General features: G+C 55.7%; 17 protein-coding genes. 8 read left to right on the top strand and 9 right to left on the bottom strand.

All coding sequences use genetic code 11. From position 1 onward, the window contains the following. Positions 1-429 precede the first annotated feature (429 nt). Positions 430-897: a hypothetical protein gene (locus JK231_RS18535; RefSeq protein ID WP_211729218.1), complete on the top strand. Its 468-nt coding sequence runs from the start codon at positions 430-432 to the stop codon at positions 895-897. Here the strand turns inward: JK231_RS18535 and JK231_RS18540 are convergent. Beyond that, on the bottom strand, positions 889-1,848 hold the full coding sequence (locus JK231_RS18540) for a D-2-hydroxyacid dehydrogenase family protein (protein WP_211729219.1): 960 nt from the start codon (positions 1,846-1,848) through the stop codon (positions 889-891). The two genes, JK231_RS18535 and JK231_RS18540, sit on opposite strands and share 9 nt — an antisense overlap. Continuing rightward, the gene (locus JK231_RS18545; RefSeq protein WP_211729251.1) at positions 1,823-3,427 is read right to left on the bottom strand and encodes a cyclic diguanylate phosphodiesterase; all 1,605 of its coding nucleotides are present in this window, start codon (positions 3,425-3,427) and stop codon (positions 1,823-1,825) included. Before JK231_RS18545 ends, JK231_RS18540 begins: the two co-directional genes overlap by 26 nt. A 238-nt stretch (positions 3,428-3,665) precedes the next feature. On the opposite strand from JK231_RS18545, the gene JK231_RS18550 reads away from it, so the two are divergent. Together JK231_RS18550 and JK231_RS18555 are read left to right on the top strand one after the other, a co-directional pair. Next, positions 3,666-4,430, top strand: coding sequence for a class II aldolase/adducin family protein (locus JK231_RS18550; protein ID WP_097119393.1), 765 nt, complete (start codon positions 3,666-3,668; stop codon positions 4,428-4,430). A gap of 9 nt (positions 4,431-4,439) precedes the next feature. Further along, the gene (locus tag JK231_RS18555; protein WP_211729220.1) at positions 4,440-5,387 is read left to right on the top strand and encodes an ABC transporter substrate-binding protein; all 948 of its coding nucleotides are present in this window, start codon (positions 4,440-4,442) and stop codon (positions 5,385-5,387) included. Between the two features lie 114 nt (positions 5,388-5,501). Here JK231_RS18555 and JK231_RS18560 read toward each other — a convergent pair whose 3' ends face one another. From JK231_RS18560 to JK231_RS18575, 4 genes are all read right to left on the bottom strand, one after another. Further along, positions 5,502-6,548 (bottom strand): AI-2E family transporter, encoded by a 1,047-nt coding sequence (locus JK231_RS18560; protein WP_097119391.1) that lies wholly within the window; start codon positions 6,546-6,548, stop codon positions 5,502-5,504. Positions 6,549-6,638: 90 nt separating this feature from the next. After that, entirely contained in the window at positions 6,639-8,291 is a 1,653-nt protein-coding gene (locus JK231_RS18565) for an iron ABC transporter permease (protein ID WP_211729221.1), read from the bottom strand. Further along, positions 8,292-9,263 carry an ABC transporter substrate-binding protein gene (locus JK231_RS18570; RefSeq protein ID WP_176505805.1) on the bottom strand — a complete coding sequence of 324 codons (972 nt, stop codon included), beginning with the start codon at positions 9,261-9,263 and terminating at the stop codon, positions 8,292-8,294. After that, complete coding sequence (locus tag JK231_RS18575) at positions 9,241-9,951, bottom strand: ABC transporter ATP-binding protein (protein WP_045814084.1); 711 nt, start codon at positions 9,949-9,951, stop codon at positions 9,241-9,243. The genes JK231_RS18570 and JK231_RS18575 overlap by 23 nt, the downstream gene beginning before the upstream one ends. A 228-nt stretch (positions 9,952-10,179) precedes the next feature. On the opposite strand from JK231_RS18575, the gene JK231_RS18580 reads away from it, so the two are divergent. After that, entirely contained in the window at positions 10,180-11,403 is a 1,224-nt protein-coding gene (locus JK231_RS18580; protein ID WP_211729222.1) for an MFS transporter, read from the top strand. Between the two features lie 282 nt (positions 11,404-11,685). Here the strand turns inward: JK231_RS18580 and JK231_RS18585 are convergent, their stop codons facing one another. After that, positions 11,686-12,501 (bottom strand): TIM barrel protein, encoded by an 816-nt coding sequence (locus tag JK231_RS18585; RefSeq protein ID WP_097119388.1) that lies wholly within the window; start codon positions 12,499-12,501, stop codon positions 11,686-11,688. Between the two features lie 413 nt (positions 12,502-12,914). On the opposite strand from JK231_RS18585, the gene JK231_RS18590 reads away from it, so the two are divergent. Together JK231_RS18590 and iolB are read left to right on the top strand one after the other, a co-directional pair. Continuing rightward, positions 12,915-14,420, top strand: coding sequence for a CoA-acylating methylmalonate-semialdehyde dehydrogenase (locus JK231_RS18590; protein WP_038644250.1), 1,506 nt, complete (start codon positions 12,915-12,917; stop codon positions 14,418-14,420). A 25-nt stretch (positions 14,421-14,445) separates the two neighbouring features. Beyond that, a complete protein-coding gene (gene iolB, locus JK231_RS18595; protein ID WP_211729223.1) occupies positions 14,446-15,264 on the top strand; it encodes a 5-deoxy-glucuronate isomerase in 819 nt (272 codons plus the stop codon). A gap of 159 nt (positions 15,265-15,423) precedes the next feature. On the opposite strand, the gene JK231_RS18600 is transcribed toward iolB, so the two are convergent. Together JK231_RS18600 and iolC are read right to left on the bottom strand one after the other, a co-directional pair. Then, a complete protein-coding gene (locus tag JK231_RS18600; protein ID WP_034819711.1) occupies positions 15,424-16,269 on the bottom strand; it encodes a MurR/RpiR family transcriptional regulator in 846 nt (281 codons plus the stop codon). Between the two features lie 208 nt (positions 16,270-16,477). After that, positions 16,478-18,391, bottom strand: a complete 1,914-nt coding sequence (iolC, locus tag JK231_RS18605; RefSeq protein WP_034819708.1) for a 5-dehydro-2-deoxygluconokinase — start codon at positions 18,389-18,391, stop codon at positions 16,478-16,480. A 547-nt stretch (positions 18,392-18,938) separates the two neighbouring features. On the opposite strand from iolC, the gene iolD reads away from it, so the two are divergent. Both iolD and JK231_RS18615 read left to right on the top strand, forming a co-directional pair. After that, entirely contained in the window at positions 18,939-20,873 is a 1,935-nt protein-coding gene (gene iolD, locus JK231_RS18610) for a 3D-(3,5/4)-trihydroxycyclohexane-1,2-dione acylhydrolase (decyclizing) (protein ID WP_211729224.1), read from the top strand. A 149-nt stretch (positions 20,874-21,022) separates the two neighbouring features. Beyond that, positions 21,023-22,036: a Gfo/Idh/MocA family oxidoreductase gene (locus tag JK231_RS18615; protein WP_038644253.1), complete on the top strand. Its 1,014-nt coding sequence runs from the start codon at positions 21,023-21,025 to the stop codon at positions 22,034-22,036. Positions 22,037-22,054 lie beyond the last annotated feature (18 nt).

Here is a 22,054-nt window from a genome sequence, read left to right on the forward strand (position 1 = left end):
GATTACGTCCCGCGACAGAGTATACCGATTTTGTGTGATATTTGTCATGTTTCAGCCAGCAACTGGCTATTTTTTGGCTAAAACTCTGGCTGAATGACAAGGAAAACGCAGCTTATAAAATCCTGGTTATCGCGCGTCAGGCCGCGTAATGCGTGCGTTTCAGCCAGGAATGCTTCAAAAGGGTGGCAAAGGGTGTCATTTATTTTTTTTTTGAAAAAACGCGGGGAAAATTTTGATGATTATCAGCGATATCAACTGCGCATCGCTGATTGATTAATCCATTGTTCTGACAAGTGGCGGCTTGATTGCTATACCTGATTGTTGCGCAAATAAATAAGAAATTCTTATCATTAATCGAAGCGGTAAGCTTTGCTTGCCAGCCTGTCATCATTCGGTAATACTCTGCCGCCTGGCTCAGGTGGAGTGTTCATGTCGAGAAAAAACGCCCGATTGTTTGAGAATCCCTGGCTGTCGCAAATTGACAGTGTAGAAAGGAATCTTATCAATTATGCGCCTGATGCACGGCGACCGTTCACCGATCCTGTGGCACCGATTGGTTGGATCGACTGCGGTGAACGTGCCGATGCCCAATTGGCATTACTGGCCCAACAACCTGATGAACTGCTGAAACGCCTGAAAACCTGGCGGCAGGCGGGATTGCTCACCAGCCAGGCGGCCGAGAGTTTGCGGCAGCTGCAACGCCTGACGCAAACCAGCATCGCGCGTAATCAACCCATTACCCAGCTTGATGAGTATCAGCAGTTGGTGGGACAGCTGACGCCGACCTTAGAACGTATTAACCAGCGCCTGAATGGCCAGCGCCCGCCAGTCACGCTGGCGGATGACACACTGGAAGTGGCGCTGCGTATCGCCGAAAAACGCCGTCGCTCAGAGTAGCGATCGCAGTGGTGCGCCGCTTATCCATCCCTGAATATCTTCCACTGCCTGCGTGAAGTAGGTGCGGTAATTGCTGTCGGCGACATAGCCAAGGTGCGGCGTGGCCAGCATATTGGGCAGATGGCGCAACGGGTGGTCAGCAGATAGCGGTTCCTGTTCGAACACATCGATTCCGGCGCCAGCCAATTGACCGGATTGCAGCGCGGCAATCATCGCTTGCTGGTCGACAAGTGCGGCGCGTGAGGTGTTGATCAACAGCGCGCCTGGCTTCATCTGCGCCAGTGCAGCGTGGTCAATCACGTGGCGCGAGCGCTCGCTGAGCACCAGGTGCACCGACACAAAATCGCTCGCTTGCATCAAGGCGTGCAGCGAAGGCATCCGTTCTGCGCCACATTCGGTCGCGCGTGAGTCGGTGAGATTTTGACTCCATGCGCATACGCGCATCCCAAAGGCCTGCGCCACTTTGGCCATCTCGCCACCGATTTTACCCAGCCCCACTAAGCCCAACGTTTTGCCCTGCAAACCGAGCCCCAGCGTTTGCTGCCACGGCCCGTTATTGCGCATTGCCTGATTTTCTAACCTGATGTGGCGTGCCAGCCCAATCAGCAAACCCCAGGTGAGCTCCATCGGTGCAGCGCTGCTGCTGGCGGTGCCGCACACGGCGATATAGCGCTCGGCACAGGCGTGCAGATCAATCGAGGCATTACGCATGCCGGAGGTGACCACCAGTTTCAGGTTAGGCAAGCGACCAATCAGTTCGGCCGTGAGCGGTGTGCGCTCGCGCATAACAACGAGGATATCGGCGTGTTCGATATGGCGCACCCGCTCATCTTCATTGTCAAAATGCCGGGTCAGTGCGGTGGTGTGTACGGTTGGTTGCAGCGATGCCCAATCGGCCAGCGACAGGGCAACGTTTTGGTAATCATCAAGAATGACGCAATTCAGGCTCATGGGATTCCTCAACGAGAAGTGGCTGACGCCCTTGCTCATTGAGCCAGGCGCGAAGCCGGTCATTATCCATCGGACGGGCATAATAGTAGCCCTGAATGTAGACAACGCCACGTTGCTTCAGGTAGTCGAACTGCAACGAGGTCTCCACACCTTCACCGAGCACATCCAGCTTGAGTTTGTGGCACAGATTTATGATGGCATCCAGCACCGGCGTTTCTACCTCCAGACCTTCAATGGCGTTAATAAAGCCGCGATCGATTTTCAGGTAATCCAGCGGGAAGGTCAGCAGATAAGAGAGTGAGCAGTGGCCGGTACCAAAGTCATCAATCGCCACTTTCATGCCGTGTGACTGCAGGTAGCGGAGTTTACGCGCCACCAGTTCGCCGTCATCAATCAGGCTGCGCTCAGTGAGCTCCAGCGTCACCACCATCTGCTTGTCTTTAATGCGGCGGGCAAAGCGCTGAATGTCCTGCACGAAATCGGCATGTTGCAAGTGTTCTGCCGCCACGTTCAGGCCAATATGGAAACCGGGCTCAACCTGCCAGCCCTGAATATCTTCCGCCATCAGATCCAGCAAATGCTGGGTCAGCTGCACAATGATCCCTTCAGATTCGGCGTGGCTGATAAAGATATCCGGACGGATCATCTCACCATTCGGCAATTGCCAGCGCAACAGGGCTTCCGCGCCTTTGCAGCGCTCGATTTCCGTGCTGTAAACCGGCTGGTAATGGACCGAGAATTGACGGCTTCGCATCGCGCGGCGGATTTCATCGGCCCACGAAATGCGGCGGCGCAGCCAGTTGGCGGTCAATACCATCAGCAGGATAGAAAAAATCGCCGCCATCGGCAGGAAGATAAACAGCGCCTGACGCCAGGCTTTCAGCAACTCGGAGGCAGGCACGGTGACATTCACGCTAATGGGGTAGCGGCCGGATTCGGCCTGATAAGGCTCACTTTTCAGATACAGTTCGGGTTCGATATCGGCCGGGCCGCTGGTAATGGGTGCACCGCCGCTAAAGCGCATGCTCATCTGATAGCCACGCGATTCGCCAATCGCGTGCATAAAGTCCATCAGATACTGACCATCAATCACCGCCCAGAAGCCGGTGCTATCTGGCAGTTGACGCACAAACACCACGGCGGGCCGATTGGGCACGCCGTAAGTGCCACGAATGGAGAGGCTCCACCAGGCTTTACCCGTGATCGGCGGTGGTTGCATCATCATCTGGGTCAGGGTGCCATGCACCAAACCAAACGCTGATGAGCAGCTGATGTTCTCGCCACTCAGCAGACCGACGGAACGGAAATAGGCGTTGAGGGTGCCAGCGCGCTGCAGTTGATCCTCGATCTTCGCACAAGGCTGATAATGGTACTGACGCAGCTGGGTGATCATATCCCAGGCGTTATCACTCATTTTTTCGGCTTGAGTGAGTAAGGAGTCAGCGGTGGAGATCTGCTGCTGGCTCACCGTGTGCCGCGCTTCAATGGCCGTACAAAGGATGCCCAGTACCAGTGGTAATAACCCGGCACAGACAATTAACAGCCAGCCAAAATCGCGATTTTTTCTTTGCGGTGGCACCTGACTTTCCTCGGTCATTTTAAGCAGCAGATGAGGGCTAAGCTGCGGCGTCAGCAGCATAACACTTCCAGGGGCCGTGCATATTAGCCTTTTGATTTTGCTCTGGGCTGACTCAGGTCAAATATCGGCGTCGCTTTGCGTTAATTGACAATGTTTTGCCGTTATTGGCATTTCCCAGCGGGAAAAGCGCTGTGCCACGATGATGGGAAAGCATATTGACCTGAAATGAGGAGCGAAAATGAGCACTGAAACCCTGGATGTGGCTTCCCTGCGCCAACGCATCAGCGAAGGCGAATGGCAGGCGCGTGTGAAGCTGGCGCAGGCCTATCACCTGGCGGCCAGGCTGCGCTGGACCGACCATATCTACACCCACTTTTCTCTGCGTGTGCCGGGCGATCAGCCCCATTTTCTGATTAACGCTTTCGGTCAAACCTTCGATGAAATCTCGGCGGAGACGCTGGTGAAAATTGATATCGACGGAAACATCATTGATGACCCGACGGGGCTGGGGATTAACCACGCGGGATTTGTGATTCACAGCGCAATTCACCGTGCACGTCCGGATGCGCATGCCGTGCTGCATACGCATACGGCGGCGGGCATTGGTGTCTCTGCGCAGCGCAACGGGTTGCTGATGATTTCGCAGCACAGCACGCGCTTCCACCATCGTCTTGGCTATCACGATTACGAAGGCATTGCGCTGGATCTTGATGAGCAGCAACGCATTGTGGCCGATCTCGGCGATCTTAATGCGCTAATCCTGCGCAATCACGGCCTGCTGACCTGCGGCGGCAGTATTGAAGAAGCGTTCTATAACCTTTACTACCTGGAGCGTGCTTGCCAGGCGCAACTAGCGGCTCAGTCGGGCGGTGCGGATTTGATCATCCTGCCTGATGAGGTATCCGAGAAAGCGGCGCAAGCCTTCGACAACAGCATCCGTAACCACAAATATCAGCTGCACTGGGATGCCTACATCCGCCAGCTCAACCGCAACGCACTCTGAGAATCCCTTATGAAATGGCTGAAACTGGTAGTTTCGACGCTGTTGCTGTGCGCGGCGTTTAGTAGTCAGGCGGCACCTGATTTGAGCAAAGTCACTCTGGTGCTGGGCGATCAGGCGCGCAATTTGCGTTCGCTGATTGAGGCCGCCGATGTCATGAAAGATGCGCCCTATCAATATCGCTGGGCGAATTTCCAGGGGGCGGCACCGCTGTTTGAAGCACAGCGTGCGGGGGCGGTCGATACCTCCTACGCCGGAGATTTGCCGGTATTGATGGCGGCGTCCGGTGGCGTACCGTTGAAGATCATCGCCACCAACGTCGGCGATGCCGGTTCGAACGGATTGATCGTTCCGGCGGATTCGCCAATCCACAGCGTAAAAGATCTGGCCGGAAAAGAAGTGGTGGTGTCATCGGCGCGCGGCAGCATTTCGCAGCATCTGTTGTATGAAGCGCTGGAAGAAGCGCAGGTCAAACGCGATACGGTGCCGGTGCGGTTTGTTTTGCCAACCGATGCCAGTGCAGCGTTTAATTCCGGGCAGATTGCCGCCTGGGCCACGTTTGATCCCTATCTGGGGATTGCTGAACAGCACGGTGCACGCCTGCTGCGCGATGGCAAAGGGTTAACCACGGCACTGTCGTTTGTCACTGCCACGCAGAGTTCGCTGGACGATCCCGCTAAGCGGGCGGCGATTGTCGATTTCACCCATCGTTTAGCCAAAGCCCGCGAATGGGCACTGGAGCACCCGCAGCAGTACAACGCAGTCTATGCCCAGTTAACACGTCTCTCGCCGGAAGATGCGCAGAAAATTACGCCGCGCATTTCACACGGCGTTCGGGGTGTAACGGCAGAAGATGTGGCGAAAGTGCAGAAGGTGTCAAATCTGTTTAGCGAGCTGAAGATTTTGCCGAACAAAGTCGATGTGCAGGCGATTACCGATAACAGCGTCTTTACTCAATAATCGCCAATCCTGCGCAATAATCGCGCCGTTACACTTATGTGCACATCAACCTGCGCGAAGCCTCTCGCCGCGACGCTGATGTGCACATGCTGTAGCGGTGCAAACCCCTGGCTATTAACGTGGACGCGATCCCGGTCGGCCGTTGCCTAACATAATCGCCAGTCGGCTGCCACCCGGCGTGGTCTCCATCAATATCTTAGTGACGCTGGTCAGTGGTACTGACAGCAGCATGCCCACCGGCCCCAACAGCCAGCCCCAGAATATCAGCGACAGAAACACCACCAGCGTCGAGAGCCCCAATCCGCGCCCCATCAGCTTTGGCTCCAGCATATTGCCAAACACCATATGAATCGCACTGAACAGCGCGACCACGAACAGCGCATCGTAGACGCCATTTAACACCAGAGCCTGAATAAACGGCGGGATGCCGGCGATGATGGGGCCGATATTGGGCACGAAGTTGAGGATAAACGCCACCACGCCCCAGAACAGCGCGAATTTCACGCCGATCAATTCCAGCACCAGCCATACCGCGAGCCCGGTGATGACGCTGACCAGGGTCTTTAGCGCCAGGTAGTGGGTCACGCCTTTGAATGCGCGGTGTAACCCCGCAATGCGGATTTGCGGATTGATCATCGCGTTGCGCATTTTGTAGGGCAGATGGCGCACTTCGAACAGCATAAACACCACGGTGAGGATCAGCAGCAGCACGTTGGTCATGGCACCGGAAAACTGTTTCAGCAGCGTGGTGGCCAGATCCATCATCACATTCGGGTCGAGCCGGGCAGCTAAGGCTTCCGTTGAGACATTGATATGAAAGCGAGCGGCAAAGTGCTGCACCACGCCGAGCTTTTGTTCCAGCATGCTGCGGATTTGCGGATAGGTGTCGCTGAAGTCACTGGCCGAACTGGCCATCACGCCAACCAACAACAGGATGACGATAAATATCACGCTGATCACCGCAGTGATGGCCAGACCACGTGGCACGCCTCGACGCATCAGCAGGGTGACCAGTGGATTCAGCACAATCGCCAGAAAGCTGGCGAGCAGGAAGGGCACCAGAATTTCTGACGCAGCACGGATGCCCGCCAGAATAATCACCAGCATCGCCATTTTGACCAGCATGTTCTGGCCAATTTTTTCCTGGGGCAGGTTGTTCATTTACTCTCCTGAGTCATCAATGGCTCAGGAGAGTGTAGTTGAACGAAAGTAAGTGATTGTTTATTTAGGAATAAGCGAAACGTCAGTGTGTTATTTCCCCTGACGTTGCATTAGCGCTGTGGCGCCCAGCATCAGGGTGAGGCTGGCAAGCAGTGTCACGGTGGCCATCGCCATCCCTTGCCCCACGGAACCTTGCTCGAACTGACGCCAGATAAAAATCGCCACGGTTTGCGTCCCGGCGGGTGCCAGCAGCAGCGAGGTCACCAGTTCGCGCGATGCTACGGCAAACACCATCATCATCGCGGCCAGCAGACTCGGTGCGACCAGCGGCAGGACGATCAGGCGCAGCGCCTGTAAGCGTGACGCGCCGTGCACGCGCGCCGCCGGTTCCAGCGTGGGGGCCAGTTGGCGCAGCGCACTGCTGACATAGCGTACCGGCCAAGGCAGCAGCAGGCAGCTGTAGGAAAGCAGCAGAATAAACATTGTGTTGTAAGGGGAAACCGGCCAGAAGCCGCGGTTCCACAGCAGAATCAAGCCGACGCCGACCACCACGCCGGGCATGGCGGCAGGCAGCAACGCCAGGCCGTCCATCATCGCCAGCAGGCGCGTTTTTCCTTCTGACACGCGCCAGGCAATCAGGAAACCGAGCAGCCCAGTAAGCAGTGCTGCGCTCAGCGCCAGCCCAATGCTGGTGGAGAAGGCCGCTAACGCATCCCCTTGCTGACTGAACAGCGCGCCGAAGTGGCGCAGCGTCAGGTTATCCAGATGCAGGCCGCCGGAAAGGGTATTCAGTAATCCACTCAGCGTCATTGCGCCCAGCGGCAGTACCACGGCGAGTAAAACGGTGAGGATAAACGGCAGCAACATCAGCGGCAGCCAGCGCCCGCCCTCGGCAAGCTCCTGCACCACCGGTTTGCCGTTAACGGCCGTGACATCGCTGCTGCCGGTCAGTTTGCGTTGCAGGAACCAGGCGGTGAGCGCCACCAGGCTCAGCATCAACGAGAGCGATGCCGCGCCCGGTAAATCGATTGGCCAGTCCGCCAGTTTGGTTTCGATACCGACCGTCATCAACGTCAGATGCGCCTGAGTGCCGAGCGCCGCAGGCACGCCGTACTCTTCAATCGCCAGCGTGAATGCCAGCAGCACGCCACCGGCTAACGCTGGCAGTGTCAGCGGCAATGTGATCTGGGCAAAAGCGCGCCAGGCTGATGCGCCGTGCACGCGAGCCACCCAGGCGAGGCGTTGACCGCTCGCCATCAATGAACGCGATACCGCAAAGTAGACCACCGGGAAGATATTCAGCGTCATCACCAGCGTCATGCCGGTGCTGCTAAACAGCAGGCTATCAAGGTTGAAGCCAGTGAGTTGTTGCAGATAGCCGTTGCGTTGCAGTGCCAGCGTCCATGACAGCGCCACGATATAGGGCGGGGTGAGGAAGGGGATCAGAAACAGCAGATCCCACATTGCCGCCCCCGGCAGACGGAACAGGCCGCGCAGTGCGCCGAGCGGTAAGCCCAGCAGCAAACTGCACAGCGCCACGCCGCCGCCGATTTTCAGCGTGCCCAGCCACATCGGAACCAGCTGGGGATCTTCAAACAGCGCCGGTAACGCGCTGAAAGCCCCACTCCAGTTCCCCTCGCCAAGCTGTGGAAACAGTGCCTGTAGCACGATAAACAGCAGCGGCAGTGCCACCAGCAGCATCAGCGCCAGCAGAATCAATCCATTCAGGGCACGCGACATCATTTACTGCCCGAACAGGGCGCCAAAGCGCTTCAGCACCGCCGAGCGCTCGCTGCTGCCATCGCTATTGGCGGGCAGCAGTTTGATCTCGGTGAACAGCGGACGCTGGGCTTTGATATCGGTACGCGCCGGCATCAACCAGGCCTTCGCGACCTGCTCCTGGCCTTCATCCGACAGCACATAATCGACGAACTTCTTCGCATCATCGGCATGTTGGCTGCTTTTCAGAATCATCATCGGGCGCGGGGCCACCACGGTGCCGTTTTCCGGGAAGATCACTTTGACGCTTTCACCCTGCGCAATGTTGTTATAGGTGACGTAATCCACTGCACCAAACACCGCCGCTTTCGCACCCTGCAATACTGGCGTCACCGCCTGGGCATTCGGGCCGCTCATCACCATGCCGTTGGCTTTTAACTGGTCAAACAGCTGCCAGGCTTTTTCACCCTCGCTGTTTTGCAGGCCAATCAGCAGATCGAGTGAAGCACCAGAGAGTACCGGATCGGGGGTGGTGACTTTGTCTTTAAACGCGGGTGCAGTCAGATCCTGCCAGGTTTTTGGCTCTGGCGTGCCGCTCTTGGTGTTCCACACGATGCCGAGCGCGGAAATGCCCTGTGCCACGTAGTTGGCCGTTTTGAACTGATCCGGCACTTTAGCGGCATTGGCGCTTTCGTACGGCAACAGCCAGCCACGATGTTGCAGATCTTCAGCGGTATCCCATGAGGCAGAGATCAGCACATCGGCTTGCGGATTAGCCTGTTCGGCTTCCAGACGCGCCATCACTTTGCCGGTGGTGGCCTGGAAGATATTCACTTTAATACCGGTTTGCTTTTCGAATCCGGTGGCCAGACTTTTTGATAGCGAACCCGGACCGGCGGTGTACACCGTCAGTGCCTGGGCATCGTTGATCATCATAGCGGAGGTCAAAATCATCGCGCTGATGGCTCCTGTTTTAACTGACTTGAGAGATGGCATTGCGGTCCCCTGAGAGGTGAGTAACGGAAACAATCTGGCCCTGTGCCAGGTGAATAATGCGGTCGGCGAGCGTGTTGGCTTCCTCGCGGTCATGCGTGACATAAACAGCGGTAATGCCCGCGCTGCGCAGTAAATCCGCCATGGTGTGCACCAGGGTTTCACGCAGGTCGCGGTCAAGATTGGAGAGCGGTTCGTCGAACAACAAAATCGCCGGTTTAGCGACCAAAGCGCGGGCGAGGGCGACGCGCTGCTGCTGTCCGCCAGAGAGCAACGCCGGTTTGCGATCGCCAAAATCAGCCAGGCCGACCTGCGCCAGCGCCGCATCGGCCTGTTCACGTGCAGCCGCTTTTTTCACACCGCGCATGCGCAGCGGAAACGCCACGTTTTGTGCCACGGTCATATGCGGCCACAGAGCGTAATCCTGGAAAACCATGCCGAGGTTGCGCATCTCCGGCGCATCGCAATGACGCGCGGAGGCAGCGCAGCGATCGCCAATCCACAACTCGCCTGCCGTGGGTTGCAGCAGGCCCGCCAGTAGTTTCAGCAGCGTGCTTTTGCCACAGCCGCTCGGGCCGAGTAGCGCAAGGATTTCGCCTGCGGGAATCGTCAGGGACAGATCGTGCAGAATCGTCAGATTGTTCACTGACCATCTGAGATTTTTCAGTTCGATAGGCACGGCATGCGTCACTGGCCACCTCCGGCAAAGGAGTGGCACTGTGGCACGCGCGCCTGACAGCAAATCAGGAGCAGCATCAGATTGTGTATCCTCTTTGGGATTTGATGGGCGCGAGTGTAAGTGGGCGATATGACGAAATGATGACCACAAATTAGGGCGATCACCGGATGCAGTACGCAGGAAAAGGCGTATAGTTAGCCTTCTATACAAATATTTAGTCACCCACGAGCGCAATCACTCATGCCTGACCAGCCTGCCGCGGCCCCTGAACACGGCCGACTTCGCCTGAATCTTCTGATCCTCTCCATTGTGAAGTTCAACTTCGCCAGCTATCTCACGATTGGCCTGCCGTTGGCGGTGCTGCCGGGCTTTGTCCATGACGGATTGGGCTACAGCGCCTTTTGGGCTGGGGTCGTGATCAGCCTGCAGTACATCGCCACGCTATTAAGCCGTCCGCATGCGGGTCGCTATGCAGACATGTGGGGGCCAAAGAAAGTGGTGGTGGTGGGGCTGGTGGGTTGCCTGATCAGCGGCATCTGTATTTTGCTCTCGGCACTGACTGAAGGGCAGGGCGTGCTCAGTCTGATTTTGCTGTGTCTGGGGCGCGTGATACTGGGCGTGGGGCAAAGTTTCTCGGGCACCGGCACGTCACTGTGGGGTGTGGCGCGCGTTGGGTCGCTGCATATTGGCCGGGTGATTTCCTGGAACGGTATTGTCACCTACGGCGCGATGGCGATCGGTGCGCCGCTCGGTGTGGTGATTTTCCGCAGCGGCGGTTTACTGCTGCTTTCGGGCATCATCATTGCCATCTGCGTGCTGGCGATTGCGCTGGCACTGCCGCGTGCGCCAGTGAAAGGCAGCAAAGCCAAACCGCTGCCGTTCCGCGATGTGCTGGGCAAAATCTACGGCTTCGGCCTGATTCTGGCGATGGGATCGGCAGGTTTTGGCGTGATCGCTACCTTTATCACCCTGTTCTATCAGGATAAGGGCTGGGATGGTGCCGCCTTTGCCTTAACGATGTTCAGCGCCGCCTTTGTCGGTACGCGTCTGCTGTTCCCCAACGCGATTAATAAGCTCGGTGGCTTGCGCGTCGCCAGCATCTGTTTTGCCGTTGAAGCGGTCGGACTGTTTCTGGTGGCGGGATCGTTCGATCCGTGGATGGCGAAAATGGGGGCGTTTCTGACCGGTGCAGGTTTCTCGCTGGTGTTCCCGGCGATTGGTGTGGTGGCGGTGAAAGTGGTGCCCCAGCAGAATCAGGGCAGCGCGCTGGCGACCTACACGGCGTTTATGGATTTGTCGCTAGGTATCACCGGACCGATTGCGGGTTTTATCATGAGTTACGCCGGGGTGTCGCTGGTCTATCTGCTCACCGCGCTGCTGGTATGTCTGGCGCTGTTCTGCACGCTACGCATGATGAAGCGGCTGCCACAAGAAACGGGCGTGGAGATCAAGGAAAATGCCTAATTTTCAATCAATAAGGCATCCTCAAATTATTCATGTCAATCGCTCAGGCATCCTCTAAATAGTTTACGTCAGAGCAAGGCGGCAAGTTTGTAAGTCCTCAGGAGCTTACGTCCGTAAGTGACTGGGGCGCACAAACGCGGCCAACGCAGCTATGACGTAAAATATGACGAGGATGGAAAAAAGGGCCTCCGACCGAGGCCAACACTAACAAAGTGTGTCTTGTTATGGACACAGATAAGGGTAGGGGAAACGGCGGCACACACCCTCGGCCGCCGTTATAAATCAGGCTTGCAGCAACTCAATACTCTGGCGAATCTCGCGCTCAATCTCTTTCGCGCCCCACTTCTCCAGCTCCGAGGAGAATGGCTCAAAGGCGTAAATGCCCTTATAGCCCAGCATCTCCAGACGCTTCACTTGCGCCACGCTGTTCAGCACATCGCGGTCGCTCAGCATAATGCGCTCTTCATCCGTCAGTGCAGCCGTTGGGCGGGTATCTTCCACGCCTGAGAGATGCACTAAGCCAATCTGGTTCACCTCAATCTCCTGCGGGAACTCCTGCTCGGCGTTCTCGTAAAGGTGATGATGGAAGGTATCCAACAGCAATTTAAACGGCACGCCCGCCTGCTTAATCAGCTTTTGCGTCTGCACCGCAGAGCGCAGTGAACTCACCGGGAAGCCCAGTGGCTCAACCAGCCCCTGAATACCGTATTCAGCGAAGCGCGATGCCAGGATCTGCAACGCCTCCAGCGTTTTCTCTGGTGCGATGGCAATACCCTCGTTCAATGGGCACATCACCAGCGCTTTGGCTCCAATGGCTTTCGCTTCTTGCAACATCGCTTCGGCTTTGCTCAACAGCGCGTCATCAGGGCGGTTAAACGGATAAAGCGCGTTAATGGTCTCGATCTCGATGTGATACTTATCCGCCAGCGATCGCAGCTGCGATGCGCTCAGACCATCGGTGACCTTGCCGCCCGGCATATCGTTACGCAGTTCCACTTTACTCAAACCCAGTCGCTGAACTAACTGGAAAAAAGCTTCAAGAGAGAGCGCGGGCGCAATTTTACGGTTGATACAGAAACGGGTTGGATCGATGGCCATGTGTGGCTCCTGTAATAGGATACGGTTCAGATGCTGCAAAGAAAACATTTATTTCATTGTTAGTGAATTATGAAATATCAGATATTGGATCTTCCTCGCAAAAATTTCATATTTCGTTTCGCGTAACATCATGCTGGCGTGATCTCAGTGGAAATTGTGTGGTCACAGAGGGTTATGATTGCGTGTCGGCAAGAGAGGCAGGGCGCCGATCGAGCGAGGTTTGCGGCCTTGCTGCAGGGAAGGCGGGAAAAATGCGATCCATGCCGCTAAAAGGAAATTTTCCAAAAAGAAGTATTTGAAAAATTTATTTCATTGTAATAGCTTCATAGCACGCTTTTCGTATTGCCTGGTCAGGTGGCGTTGCAGTGATAACCGACTGCCTGCAGGGAACTTCACATCAAAGAGGCAACGACATGACTATCGTAGGAAACTTTATCGGCGGCAAGATTACCCACAGCGCCAGCAATGAAACCATCCCGGTATACGATCCAGCCACCGGCAAGGTCGCGCGTGAACTCACGCAGAGCACCGCTGCTGAAGTGGAAAAAGCGATCGAAATCGCCCATGCCGCGTTCCCTGAATGGTCGAAAACAGCGCCGCTGCGTCGTGCCCGTGTGATGTTCAACTTCAAAGCACTGATGGAAAAACACCGTGACGAACTGGCTGCGCTGATCGTGTCTGAGCACGGTAAAGTGTGGTCGGATGCGTTGGGTGAGCTGACGCGCGGTATCGAAGTGATCGAGTTTGCCTGCGGAATCCCGCATCTGATTAAAGGTGAAAACTCACCAAGCGTCGGCACCGGCGTGGATAGCTACTCGCTGATGCAGCCGGTTGGTGTGGTGGCGGGTATCACGCCATTCAACTTCCCGGCGATGGTGCCACTGTGGATGTTCCCTATCGCCCTGGCGTGCGGTAACACCTTTATCCTGAAGCCACCGGCGCTGGATCCATCAGCCTCTGTGCGTATGGCTGAACTGCTGAAAGAAGCGGGCCTACCGGATGGCGTGTTCAACGTGGTGCACTCCTCTAACGAAGACGCTGAGCAGCTGTACAAAGATCCGCGTATTGCGGCAGTGAGCTTCGTCGGTTCTTCCGGCGTGGCCGAGCATATCTACAAAACCGCCAGCGCCCACGGCAAACGTGTGCAGGCGTTTGGTGCGGCGAAAAACCACGCCATCGTGATGCCAGATGCCGATCTGGATGCCACTGTGAATGCCATCATGGGCGGCGCGTTTGGTTCTGCCGGTGAGCGTTGCATGGCGCTGCCTGTGGTTGTTGCAGTGGGCAATGATACTGCTGACAAACTGATTGCGCGTCTGACTCCGCTGATCAAAGCGCTGCGCATCGGCCCCGGTATCCAAAAAGGTGCTGAAGAGAACGAAATGGGCCCGGTGGTTTCTGCGGCGCATCAGAAGAAAGTGCTGGGCTACATCGACAAGGGTGAAGCCGAGGGCGCAAAACTGGTGGTAGATGGTCGTGGTGTAAAAGTCGCAGGCCATGAAGAGGGTTATTACGTGGGCGGCACCCTGTTTGATAACGTGACCCCGGACATGGTGATCTGGCGTGAAGAGATCTTCGGGCCGGTATTGAGCATCATGCGTTCTACTGATTTTGACAGTGCACTGAAGCTGGTCAACAGCCATGAATTCGGTAACGGCAGTGCCATCTTCACCAGCAACGGCCACACCGCGCGTGAGTTTGTGCAGAACGTGGAAGCGGGCATGGTGGGTGTTAACGTGCCGGTGCCAGTGCCAATGGCGTTCCACAGCTTCGGTGGCTGGAAGCGTTCGGTGTTTGGTGCGCTGAACGTGCACGGTCCAGACGGTGTGCGTTTCTACACCCGCATGAAAACCGCCACCGTGCGCTGGCCGAGCGGTCAGCAGACTGTTTCAGAGTTCAGCATGCCAACGCTGGGCTAATCTCGCTTAACTTAGGAGATCGATGATGTCTTTGATTTCGAAAGCGCAGCAGCCAGACAGTAATGGTCGTATCCAGCACGTCACGCCAGAAAGTGCGGGCTGGGAGTACGTCGGCTTTGATGCCTACCTGCTGAAGAAGGGCCAGAGCCTAAAGCTCAGCAGCGGCGATAAAGAACTGTGTCTGGTGTTGGTGGCGGGTTTTGCCTCGGTAAAAACCCGCAACGCGGAGTTCCCGAACCTGGGTAAGCGCCTGTCACCGTTCGAGCGTATTCCACCGTACTCGGTGTATGTGCCGCACGATGATGTAGTAGAAGTCTACGCCGATAGCGATCTGGAGCTGGCGGTGTGTAATGCACCGAGCAAAGGCAATCTGCCTGCACGCCTGATTGCACCGGAAGATGTGGGGGTGGAGCAGCGTGGTAAAGGACGCAACCAGCGTCTGGTGCACAACATTTTGCCGGACAACAAAGAAGCGGACAGCCTGCTGGTGGTGGAAGTGTATACCGACGAGGGTGCGACCAGTTCGTACCCCAGCCATAAGCACGACCAGAAAACCAGTCCGGATGAGACCTATCTGGAAGAGACCTACTATCACCGTTTCGATCCTGAGCCAGGCTTCGCGATGCAGCGCGTGTATACCGACGACCGTTCACTTGACGAGTGCATGGCGCCGTATAACCGCGATGTGGTGACCGTCCCGCGTGGCTACCATCCGGTGGCCACCATTGCGGGTTACGACAATTACTATCTGAACGTGATGGCCGGTCCGGTGCGTTTGTGGAAGTTTACCTGGGAGAAAGATCACGCCTGGGTGAACAGCGATAAGTACCCGCGCAGCAAATAAAGTCGCAGGTCGCCATAATGGCGACGCTACCGACTAGCGATACGCTTGTCGTTGGGTGCACAGTGATGTGCATCTGGCAGCACACCGCAAGATATGAATGACAAATGTAAAAAGGGCAGCCAAATGGCTGCCCTTTTTGATGTACAACATCTGGCGAAGTTATTCGCCGGTGCCGGTATTATTGAGCGCTAATGAAACCGCCAGCGTCTGCGCCAGGCAGAGGGAGGCCACCTGCGAACGGAAGCCATCCACCTGCGCTTCGCGCACCACAAAGCACACATCGCTGAAGGCGGCTAGTGGGCTCACCTGGCTGTCGGTAATAGCAATCAGATGTGCGCCGCGCTTGGCACCCAACTCAACCAGCTCAACCGCTTCACGCGCATACGGCGAGTAGCTAATGGCAATCACCACATCTTTGGGATTCACCATGCTCAACTGCTCGGTGAACATGCCGCCGAGACCGTCGATCAGAAACGCACGACGCTCCAGATGGCGCAGCGCATACACCAGATAGGACGCAACGCTGAAGGAGCGACGCAGGCCAATGATGTAGATATTCTCCGCTTCATCCAGCATCTTGACCGCTTTATTCAGCTGGTCCGGATTGACCTGCATCGCTAACTGCTGCAATGCCTGGCTGTTCACCATAGTAAAGACGTTGAGGATTTCTACCGGGCTTTCAGGCGAGCTGGCGCTGTCATCAGTGGCAGTCTGGCGGAACAGGCGAGCACGCTCGGTGTAGTTCACGGTTTCTTCCATCAGGTGCTGACGGAAAACCTGTTTCATTTCGTTGAAACCGCTGAAACCAAAGGCGTTGGCAAAGCGGATCAGCGTGGAGGGCGGCACATCGGCCTGTTGCGCGATGGAAGCCACGGTATCGAATGCAATGCTGTTGCTGTTATCAAGAATATAACGAGCCACCTGCTTCAGGCGTTTACTCAGCGTCTCATAGCGACGACGGATATCGTCCTGTAACAAGGTTAATTGGGTTGGATTGTTGGTCATGACTTCGGCCCGTCAAAAAATGAAAATATGGCTGGATAATGAGCGCTATAGTACCAGATGGATGGAAAATTTCATTTGTTTGACGCTATCGTGACGCTTATTTCATCGGTTTATGAAATGCCTCACAAAAAGAAGTGATTAGCGGCAGTGCTGATGCCCATAAAAAAAGCGGCCCTAATGAGCCGCTTTGGTACTGCTTTAACGCCAATCAGCCACGCGCGGCGCGCCAGTAACCAATCAGTCGCAGATAGTTGCCTTTCACCGTTTCAATCAGCGCTTTGTCATCCAGCTCGCCGTTGAGCCACTGACGTGACGGTTGACCGAAGATGGTACGGCCGACGGCGAAGCCTTTGACCCACGGTGCCTGCGCTGCAGCGGCGAAACCGGCTTTCAGCGTCTCTTCCGGCGCATCAAGGCCGAGCAGCAGAATGCCGCGGCAGTGGGGATCGTTCTGTTCGATCAACCCGCTGATAGCCTGCCAGCTCTCTGCCGACAGCGGTGGCAGTTTCCACCAGTCCGGCTGAATGCCCAGGCTATAGAAGTGGCTCAGCATGTCGTAATAGTACGATTCATTACGGTCCGGATTGCTCTCCGGCAGAATCAGTTCCAGCAGCAGCTCATGCCCGCTCTTGTTACAGCCGTTCCACACATCAAGTACCAGTTCATCCTGCTCTTTACGCAGCTCGGCGCTGTCGTGCGGATGGTAGAACACCAGGCATTTCACCACGTGCTCTGCTGGCCAGTCGACCAGTTGCGAGCCGATGTTACCGTGCTCCAGACGCAGGGGACGCGAGCTTGGCAGTTCGATCGGACGGCCAATCCACCAGTTTTTACCGGTAATCGCGTTCAGTGCTTTCTGGCCGTAGGTGGTATCCGCCAGAATCCCACTCTTCTCATTTAAGCCTGCTTCATTGGCCGCTTCCTGCGCCGCCTGCAACAGCAGCAGTTTCAACTGTGGGATCTTATCTTCACTGACGCCTGCTTCACGGGCCATATCGGCCAGCTGTTTGCGATGGTCGAACGCGAACACATTGAGTTCTGGCCACTGTTGTTTACGCGTGGTGACGCGGTGCAGATGGTTGAGACGCGCATCCAGATCCGGGCGTTTTACGTCTTTGTCGCGACCGAGGAAATCGTCCAGCTCTTCTTTGGTTGGCATCGCCGGCGCGCAACCATGGCGTGAAACCACCAGCGCACCACAGGCGTTGGCGTAGCGGCAAGCCTGTTCCCAGCTTTCATCATTCAGCCAGCCGCGCAGCAGGCCAGACATAAAGGCATCGCCTGCACCCAGCACGTTCAGGACTTCAACGCGAACGCCGGTTTGCAATTTTGTCTGCTCCCAGCTGTCCGGGATATCACCTTCAAACACCACGCACCCCAGCGGTCCACGTTTACAGACCAGCGTGGCTTTACTTGCCTGGCGCACATTTTTCAGTGCTGTCAGCGTATCCGTACTGCCGCCGGCAATATGGAACTCTTCTTCCGTTCCTACCACCAAATCGAAATAGTGCAGCACTTCCTGCAGTTGTTTCGTGACTTCACCGGATTCAACGAAACGCGTTTCGCCATCGCCCAGTGACGTCAGCCCCCACAGCACCGGACGATAATCGATATCCAGTGCGGTGCGCAGACCATTTCGCTTGGCGATATCCAACGCTTTCAGTACTGCCGCGCGGGTTTGCGGATGTGAAAGATGCGTACCGGTGACCGCGACAGCGCGAGAAGAGGTGATGAATTCCTCTTTAATGTCATCCGGCACCAGGCCCATATCGGCACAGTTGTCGCGGTAGAAGATCAGTGGGAAGGTATCCTCATCTTTAATACCGAGGATCACCAGACCGGTCAGGCGGTTTTTATCGGTGATCAGCCCATCGGTGTTACAACCCACGCGCTGCAATTCTTCTCGCAGAAAGCGGCCGTTATGTTCATCCCCTACGCGCGCCAGCATGGCTGATTTCAGGCCCTGAATGGCTGTTCCATAGGCCACGTTACCGGAAGAACCGCCCAGATATTTATTAAAGCTGGTCATATCTTCCAGACGTGATCCGATTTGCTGACCGTAGAGGTCGACGGCGATGCGTCCGATACAAATCACATCAAGCCGCTTCTGTTGTGTACTCATACCTGTGGTTTCCTTCTGTGATAAGCAGACACTGGGGCGAAAACGCCCAACATGAAGCGCTATGCTTCCGGGTTCTCAAGGTGCCTGATTGGCTATGGTGGCAGTATGAGGAATAAAAATTCCAAATACAATATGAAATGAAACATCCGTCGCGATTTTGTGACCCAGGTAAAACTCTGCACAATGCGCTATCACGGCATGCTGTTTAGCATGGGTTTCACTGATGCTATGGCTTGTGAGCCAGGTCGCAGGAAAATGGCTGTGAATAAAGGAAGCTACTGAAGTGAAATGAAATTTCGCTATCTTGTTAAAATGCTATTTTGTCATTTCACTTTTTCCCCTGCAACGGCCTTCGCTGGCAACGTTTCATCGCTGAATTTGATCTCCATCGCAAAATGAAATGTTTCTTCTGTAATTACGTTTAATGAAAAAAATATTTGTTTATAATCGCCACACGTTTCACTTATCCGCGGGTGCCGTCACGGCAGCGAAAACCCGAACCGCGTTGTACCTCACGTCAGGTACCAGCATGTAAAGGAAGAAGCATATGGGCACAATCAGACTTACCACGGCACAGGCGCTGGTGAAATTTCTTGATAACCAGTATCTGAACGTTGACGGCGTTGAAACCAAATTTGTGAAAGGCATTTTTGCCATTTTTGGCCACGGTAACGTGCTGGGACTGGGGCAAGCGCTGGAGCAGGACAGCGGCGATCTGGTGGTGCATCAGGGTCGTAATGAACAGGGCATGGCGCATGCGGCGATTGGTTTCGCCAAGCAGTCGCTGCGTCGTCAGATTATTGCCTGTACCTCTTCAGTGGGACCGGGCGCGGCGAACATGATCACCGCAGCTGCTACGGCGACCGCGAACCGCATTCCTTTACTGCTGCTGCCGGGCGATGTGTTCGCCACGCGTCAGCCCGATCCCGTTTTGCAGCAGATCGAGCAGAGCCACGATCTCAGCATCAGTACCAATGATGCCTTCCGCGCGGTGAGCAAATACTGGGACCGCGTTAGCCGTCCTGAACAGCTGATGACTGCCTGTATTAATGCCTTGCGTGTGCTGACCGATCCGGCGGAAACCGGTGCCGTGACCATCGCGCTGCCGCAAGACGTGCAGGGTGAGGCCTGGGACTTCCCGGAATATTTCTTCCAGAAACGTGTGCACCGTCTGGATCGCCGTCTGCCGACAGCTGCTCAGTTGGAAGATGCGCTGTCGCTGATTGCGCGTAAACACAAGCCGCTGATTATCGTGGGTGGCGGTCTGAAATATTCCGATGCCGGTGCCGCGCTGCTGAAATTCGCGGAACGCTTTAACATTCCGTTTGCGGAAACACAGGCCGGTAAAGGCACCATTGTTTCTGATCATCCGCTGAATGTGGGTGGCGTCGGCGAAACGGGCTGTCTGGCTGCTAACCTGTTGGCGAAAGAAGCCGACCTGGTGATTGGGATCGGCACGCGCTACACCGATTTCACCACCGCTTCGAAATGGATTTTCCAGAATCCTGAAGTGAGCTACCTCAACATCAACGTCAGCAATTTCGACAGCTACAAGCTCGATGCAGTGCAGCTGTTAGCGGATGCACGTGAAGGTTTGACTGCACTGGAAAGCGGCCTGAAAGGCTTTGAAAACCACTGGGGCGGTCAGGTTGAGCAGGCACAAAGCAAGCTACTGAAAGAGACGCAGCGTGTGTATGCCGCCACTTATAACACCGACGATTTTATTCCCGAAATCGCCGATCACATTGACCGTGAAGCGCTGTTTACTGAGTTTGAGCGCCTGACGCGGTCAGTGCTGACGCAGAGCAGCGTGCTGGGCACCTTAAACGAGCAGCTCCCAAAGGATGCAGTGATTGTCGCGGCAGCGGGCAGTCTGCCGGGCGACCTGCAACGCATGTGGCGCACCAAAGATTACAACTCGTACCACGTTGAATACGGCTATTCCTGTATGGGCTACGAAGTCAATGCCGCGTTGGGCGTGAAGCTGGCCCAGCCGCAGCGTGAAGTCTATGTGATGGTAGGAGATGGCTCGTTCATGATGTTGCACTCCGAGCTGGTCACCTCGATTCAGGAAGGCGCGAAAATCAACGTGGTGCTGCTGGATAACATGACCAACGGCTGTATTAACAACCTACAGATGGAACACGGCATGGACAGCTTCACCACCGAGTTCCGTTTCCGCAACCCGGAAGGCGGCAAGCTGGATGGCGGCTTTATTCCGGTCGATTTCGCGGCGATTGCGGGCGGTTACGGTTGCAAAACCTATCGCATTACCACGCTGGAACAGTTGGAAGCTGCACTGATTGACGCGCAGAAACAGACCGTTTCAGTGCTGTTCGACATCAAAGTGCTGCCAAAAACCATGATTCACAAATATTTCAGCTGGTGGCACGTTGGTGTGGCTCAGACTTCAACGTCTGAACGCACGCAGGAAGTGGCCGACAAACTTAACGTGCATATCGAACAAGCACGTAAGTACTAACACCCTTTTTAGGCCGGCGTTCGCCGGCCTTGTTTAACCCTATGTCCCCCAAATAATTCGAGAATCAGGAAGGCGGCCAACGAGAGCAGCCAACGCACCTGCATCTTGAAATATGAAGGGCATACTTATCCGACTCTACAGGTGTAATTATGACGCTCAAACTCGGTGTAATTGGTACCGGTGCAATTGGTCAGGATCACATTCGTCGCTGCAACAATGTGTTGCAGGGCGCGAAAGTGGTGGCGGTTTCAGATATCAACGTGGAAGGGGCCCGCGCGGCGCTGCAGCGTCTGAATATCGAAGCTGAGGTGTATCAGGATGGTCATCAGGTGATTAACTCGCCGGAGGTGGATGCCATTCTGGTGACATCATGGGATCCGACCCACGAAGAATTCACCCTTGCCGCCATTGCTGCTGGCAAGCCCGTGTTCTGCGAGAAGCCGCTGGCGATGAGCGCCGAAGGCTGCCGTCGCATCGTTGATGCCGAAATCAAACACGGTAAACGCCTGGTGCAGGTGGGCTTTATGCGTCCGTACGATTCAGGCTATCGCGCGTTGAAGAAAGTGATCACTGACGGTGAAATCGGCGAGCCGCTGATGCTGCACTGTGCGCACCGCAACCAGAGCGTGGGGGAAAATTACACCACCGATATGGCAATCACCAACACCCTGATTCACGAGCTGGACGTGCTGCGCTGGTTGACCGAAGACGATTATAAATCGGTGCAGGTGGTGTTCCCGCGTTCCACCTCGAAGAGCCATGCCAAATTGAAAGATCCGCAAATCGTGCTGTTCGAAACCCAGAAGGGCATTCGTATTGATGTCGAGATCTTCGTGAACTGCGCATACGGCTACGACATTCAGTGTGAAGTGGTGGGCGAAGAGGGCATTGCCAAACTGCCTGAGCCTTCATCTATTCAGATGCGTAAAAACGCGCGTCTCGGCAATGCGCTGCTCACTGACTGGAAAGACCGTTTTATCGAGGCTTACGACGTTGAGCTGCAAGCTTTCATCAATGACGCCACAGCGGGCAAGTTGACCGGGCCTTCCGCCTGGGATGGTTTTGCTGCCTCCGTTGCGGCGGATGCCTGCCATAAAGCCCAGAACAGCGGCGCTATCGAGCCGGTGACCATGCCAGCGCGTCCAGACTTTTACGCCAAATAACTGAGCCTGTGCGCTAAC

It is taken from the genome of Pantoea sp. JGM49, assembly GCF_018257655.1.
GTDB lineage: Bacteria > Pseudomonadota > Gammaproteobacteria > Enterobacterales > Enterobacteriaceae > Pantoea > Pantoea communis.

Bases quoted from the DNA above. Each gene is read 5' to 3' on its own strand.
- JK231_RS18535 (WP_211729218.1), top strand. From the start codon at position 430: ATGTCGAGAAAAAACGCCCGATTGTTTGAGAATCCCTGGCTGTCGCAA.
- JK231_RS18570 (WP_176505805.1), bottom strand. From the start codon at position 9,263: ATGCCATCTCTCAAGTCAGTTAAAACAGGAGCCATCAGCGCGATGATT.
- JK231_RS18585 (WP_097119388.1), bottom strand. From the start codon at position 12,501: ATGGCCATCGATCCAACCCGTTTCTGTATCAACCGTAAAATTGCGCCC.
- JK231_RS18560 (WP_097119391.1), bottom strand. From the start codon at position 6,548: ATGAACAACCTGCCCCAGGAAAAAATTGGCCAGAACATGCTGGTCAAA.
- iolB (WP_211729223.1), top strand. From the start codon at position 14,446: ATGTCTTTGATTTCGAAAGCGCAGCAGCCAGACAGTAATGGTCGTATC.
- JK231_RS18550 (WP_097119393.1), top strand. From the start codon at position 3,666: ATGAGCACTGAAACCCTGGATGTGGCTTCCCTGCGCCAACGCATCAGC.
- JK231_RS18555 (WP_211729220.1), top strand. From the start codon at position 4,440: ATGAAATGGCTGAAACTGGTAGTTTCGACGCTGTTGCTGTGCGCGGCG.
- iolC (WP_034819708.1), bottom strand. From the start codon at position 18,391: ATGAGTACACAACAGAAGCGGCTTGATGTGATTTGTATCGGACGCATC.
- JK231_RS18565 (WP_211729221.1), bottom strand. From the start codon at position 8,291: ATGATGTCGCGTGCCCTGAATGGATTGATTCTGCTGGCGCTGATGCTG.
- JK231_RS18590 (WP_038644250.1), top strand. From the start codon at position 12,915: ATGACTATCGTAGGAAACTTTATCGGCGGCAAGATTACCCACAGCGCC.
- JK231_RS18580 (WP_211729222.1), top strand. From the start codon at position 10,180: ATGCCTGACCAGCCTGCCGCGGCCCCTGAACACGGCCGACTTCGCCTG.
- JK231_RS18600 (WP_034819711.1), bottom strand. From the start codon at position 16,269: ATGACCAACAATCCAACCCAATTAACCTTGTTACAGGACGATATCCGT.
- JK231_RS18615 (WP_038644253.1), top strand. From the start codon at position 21,023: ATGACGCTCAAACTCGGTGTAATTGGTACCGGTGCAATTGGTCAGGAT.
- iolD (WP_211729224.1), top strand. From the start codon at position 18,939: ATGGGCACAATCAGACTTACCACGGCACAGGCGCTGGTGAAATTTCTT.
- JK231_RS18540 (WP_211729219.1), bottom strand. From the start codon at position 1,848: ATGAGCCTGAATTGCGTCATTCTTGATGATTACCAAAACGTTGCCCTG.